Origin of the sequence: Jiangella asiatica, assembly GCF_004349065.1 — a bacterium.
GTDB classification, from domain to species: Bacteria; Actinomycetota; Actinomycetes; order Jiangellales; family Jiangellaceae; genus Jiangella; species Jiangella asiatica.
In genome coordinates this window covers 1-3935 of the sequence record NZ_SMKZ01000110.1, presented here as the reverse complement: position 1 = coordinate 3935, position 3935 = coordinate 1, and the positions used below count along the sequence as shown (strand labels likewise).

The 3935-nt window shown below is 72.6% G+C and carries 3 protein-coding genes; 1 reads left to right on the top strand and 2 read right to left on the bottom strand.

Going from position 1 to position 3935, the window contains the following annotated elements; genetic code table 11:
* Window positions 1–2208: MMPL family transporter (locus tag E1269_RS31890; protein ID WP_203434297.1), on the top strand; the 2208-nt coding region annotated here is incomplete at its 5' end.
* Between the two features lie 69 nt (window positions 2209–2277).
* Here E1269_RS31890 and E1269_RS31885 read toward each other — a convergent pair.
* On the bottom strand, window positions 2278–3135 hold the full coding sequence (locus E1269_RS31885) for a discoidin domain-containing protein (protein ID WP_131902265.1): 858 nt from the start codon (window positions 3133–3135) through the stop codon (window positions 2278–2280).
* An 8-nt stretch (window positions 3136–3143) separates the two neighbouring features.
* The coding region (locus tag E1269_RS31880; protein ID WP_203434296.1) for an alkaline phosphatase D family protein at window positions 3144–3935 on the bottom strand (792 nt) is incomplete at its 5' end.

Here is a 3935-nt window from a genome sequence, read left to right as displayed (position 1 = left end):
GCGCCCACCCCGCCGCTGCCACCGGTGCCGCGCCGCGGTCTCGTGGTCAGCGTCGCCCGGTGGAGTGCGAACCACAAGTGGATCGCGCTGCTGCTGTGGCTGGCGTTCGTCGCCGCCGCGATCGTCGGCGGTGGCACCGTCGGGACGAAGGAGGTGGCCGACGGCGACTACGGCATCGGCGCCTCCGCCGGCGCCGACAACGCCATCGCCACCGCCGAGTTCGACGAGCCCCACACCGAGTCCGTCCTCGTGCGTGCCGCCGACGGTGGCGCCGTCGACCCGTCCTCGGCCGAGCTCGCCGGGCTGCGCGACGACCTCGCCGCCGCGCCGGGCGTGGCCGGGGTGTCCGACCCGCAGCCCTCCGCCGACGGGACCGCGGTGCTCTACGAGGTCACGCTCGACGTTCCCGAAGGTACCGACGCCGAGGAGGAGGACGCGGCCAGCGCGGCCGCCGCCGAGGTGGGCCGGGTGGTCGACGACGCCGGCGGCGCCTCGCCGGACCTCACGATCGGCCAGGTCGGCGACGCCTCGATCGGCGACGCGCTGGACAAGCTCTACGAGGACGACCTGCGGCGGGCGGAGTTCCTCTCGCTGCCGATCAGCCTGCTCATCATGTTCGTCGTGTTCGGTGCGCTGATCGCGGCCGCGGTGCCGGTGCTGCTGGCGCTGTCGTCGGTGGTCGCGGCGATGGGGCTGTCGGCGTTCGCGTCGTACGTCATCCCGTCGACTGACATCCTGGCCTCGGTGATCCTGCTGGTCGGCATGGCCGTGGGCGTCGACTACTCGCTGTTCTACGTCCGCCGCGAGCGCGAGGAGCGGGAGAAGGGCCGCGGCACCATGGACGCCGTGGCCGTCGCGGCGGCCACCTCCGGGCGTGCCGTCGTCGTCTCCGGCCTCGCCGTGATCATCGCGATGGCCGGCATGTTCTTCGCCGGTGAGTCCACCTTCGAGTCGCTGGCCGTAGGCACCATCCTGGTCGTCGCGGTGGCCGTCGTCGGCTCGGTGACGGCGCTGCCGGCCCTGCTGTCGATCTTCGGTCGCTGGGTCGACCGGCCGCGCATCCCGCTGCTGTGGCGGCTGCGTCGGCGCGACGGCGGAGACTCCCGGTTCTGGGGCGCGATCCTGCGCCCGGTGCTGCGTCACCCGCGCACCGCGCTGTTCGTCGGCGTCGCGGCGCTGCTGGCGCTGGCCGCTCCCGCGCTGGGCATGAAGCTGTCGCAGCCGGGCGTCTCCGACTTGTCGCAGGACGTGCCCGAGGTGCAGACCTACGACGCGATGACCACGGCGTTCCCGGCGGAGGGCGCCTCGCACACCGTCGCCGTCTGGTCCGCCGACGGTGCGCCGCTGGACACCGCGGCCGTCGACGACGCCGTCGCCGGGCTGAGCGACGGGCTGGCCGGCGACCCGCTGTTCGCGACCGCGGACGCCGAGCTGACCACCGAGTACTCCACCGACAGCTCCGTCGCCAGCATCTCGGTGCCGGTGCCCTACGCCCATGACGACGAGCGCGCCGAGGAGTCGCTGAACCTGCTGCGCGACGACTTCGTGCCGGCGGCGTTCGGCTCCATCGACGGCGCGGAGACCGGCGTGACCGGCCAGACCGCCGGCAACGTCGACTTCCGCGACCTGCTGGCCGACCGGATGCCGATCGTGGTCGGGTTCGTGCTGCTGATGACGATCGTGGTGCTGGTGATGGCGTTCCGGTCGCTGACCGTCGCGCTCACCGCGGCCGTGCTCAACCTGCTGTCCGTGGCGGCGTCCTACGGCCTGCTGACCCTGGTGTTCCAGAACAGCTGGGCGGAGTCGCTGCTCGGGTTCGAGTCGACCGGCGCGATCATCACCTGGCTGCCGCTGTTCCTCTTCGTGATCCTGTTCGGGTTGTCGATGGACTACCACGTCTTCGTGGTCAGTCGCATCCGCGAGGGCGCCCGGGCCGGCATGACGACGCAGGAGGCCGTACGCACCGGCATCGTCCGGTCCGCGGGCGTGGTCACCAGCGCGGCGGTGGTCATGGTGGCGGTCTTCGCGATCTTCGCGACACTGGGCGCCATCGACTTCAAGCAGATGGGTATCGGGCTGGCCGCCGCGATCCTCATCGACGCGACGATCGTCCGGGCGGTGTTGCTGCCGTCGCTGATGGTCCTGCTCGGCGAGCGCAACTGGTGGCTGCCGCGGCCGCTGCGGCGCCTGCCGGCGATGGAGCACTAGGCGCCCTCCTGTGATCATCAACGGTTGGCGACGTCCCAGCGTCGCCAACCGTTGATGATCATGGGGCCCTCAGCCGGCGAAGGCCTCGATTTCGACCAAGCGCGAGTAGTCGCCGTTGTTGGAGGCGAGGCCGACGATCCGGACGGCGTCAGCGGTCACCGGAGCGAACGTCGAGGTGACGTGGCCGGCGCTGTTGCCGCGCACCGCGTCAACCGTCCGCCATGCGCCGTCGACCCGGACCTGCACGTCGAAGTCGCGCAGCCCGTACCTCGCGGCGGGGTAGCGCGTCGAGTCCAGTGTCCACGTCTCGATCCGCCCGACGGCGACCGGCCCGGCCAGCGCGACGTCGTAGGTGTCCGGGAACGTACCGCTGGTGCCGTCGTTCCAGCCGGTCGCGGTGTCCCACTGATCGGAGTCCGTGTTGCCGTCGACCGCGCCGCAGACGTCGAAGTTCGCGTGCGTCGATGACGCCGTCGCCTGCTCCCCGAGGGCCTGGTTGTCCGCCGGTCCCTTCGGCGGCAGCGGCAGCACCTCGACCGCGACGGTGAGCCGCGCGCCGTCCGTCGTGACCCCCACCTCGTAGACGCCCGGTGCCGCGTCGCGCGGCGCCGTCACACCGACCCACGCGGTCACCGTGTGGTCCGGTTCCCAGGCCGGCAGCCACGACGACACCAGCGCGCGGTCGAGCATCACCGGGCCGGCGGCGGTCAGCTCCGCGTCGGCGTACAGGTCCGCGGTGCTCGTGTTCGTCAGGCCCAGCTGGATCGAGCTGGGCAGGCACGGCAGCCCGACCACCTCGACCCGCTCCGGTGTCGCCGACAGCCGGACGGGGTCGCGATCGGGCCGCGCCGCCGTGCTGGCGGCCGCGCCGGCCACGCCCAGGACAACCGCCGCCAGCGCGATCACGCCGAGCTGCCGCTTCCTCATCGGCCTCATCACTGGCCTCCCACGACGTTGATGCTCGGGTCACCGTCGGCGACGGCGAGCCGGGTGCGGGTGGTGACGGTGCCGTCGGGGACGGTGACGCGGTCGGCCACCCGGTAGTCGGCCACCCACTGCTCGGGCGTGACCTCCACGCGGACGTAGCCGCGCTGGAAGTTCGAGTACTTCACGTGCGGGTTCTCCGCCAGGATCGTCAGCCCGCCCGGGTCGTTGTCCATGCCGTCGCGGCCGGAGCTGATCGAGGTGCCGACGAACTCCGTCCCCACCACCGGGCCGGCCTCGTCGGCATAGTCCGCCTTCAGCTCCGAGGCGACGCTGCGGTGCAGGTCGCCGGCGATGCTGACCAGGTTGCGAACGCCCCGCTCGCGGGCGCCGCCGAGGACCCGCTGGCGCGAGGCCACGTAGCCGTCCCAGGTGTCCATCGGCACGACGACCTCGGCGCCGGCCCGGGTGTCCAGCTGCGCGATCGCCGTCTGGTGGGCCAGCACCTCCCACCGGGCTGACCGCTCGGCGAACCCGTCGAGCAGCCAGCGCTCCTGCTCGGCGCCGGTGATGGTGCGGTTCGGGTCCAGCGAGCCGGGGTTGGGCGGGTCGGCCCCGTCGCCGGCGGCCTGGTCGTCGCGGTACTGGCGGGTGTCGAGCAGGTTGAAGCGGACCAGGTCGCCGTACTGGAACCGGCGGTAGAGCTGGAGGTCAGGGCCGGTCGGCGACTGCGTCATCCGCACCGGCATGTGCTCCCACCAGGCCCGGAACGCGTTGGCGCGGCGCACCAGGAACTCCGGGCG

Coding starts and splice junctions, on each gene's coding strand:
- E1269_RS31885 (WP_131902265.1), bottom strand. CDS start 3,135: ATGAGGAAGCGGCAGCTCGGCGTGATCGCGCTGGCGGCGGTTGTCCTG.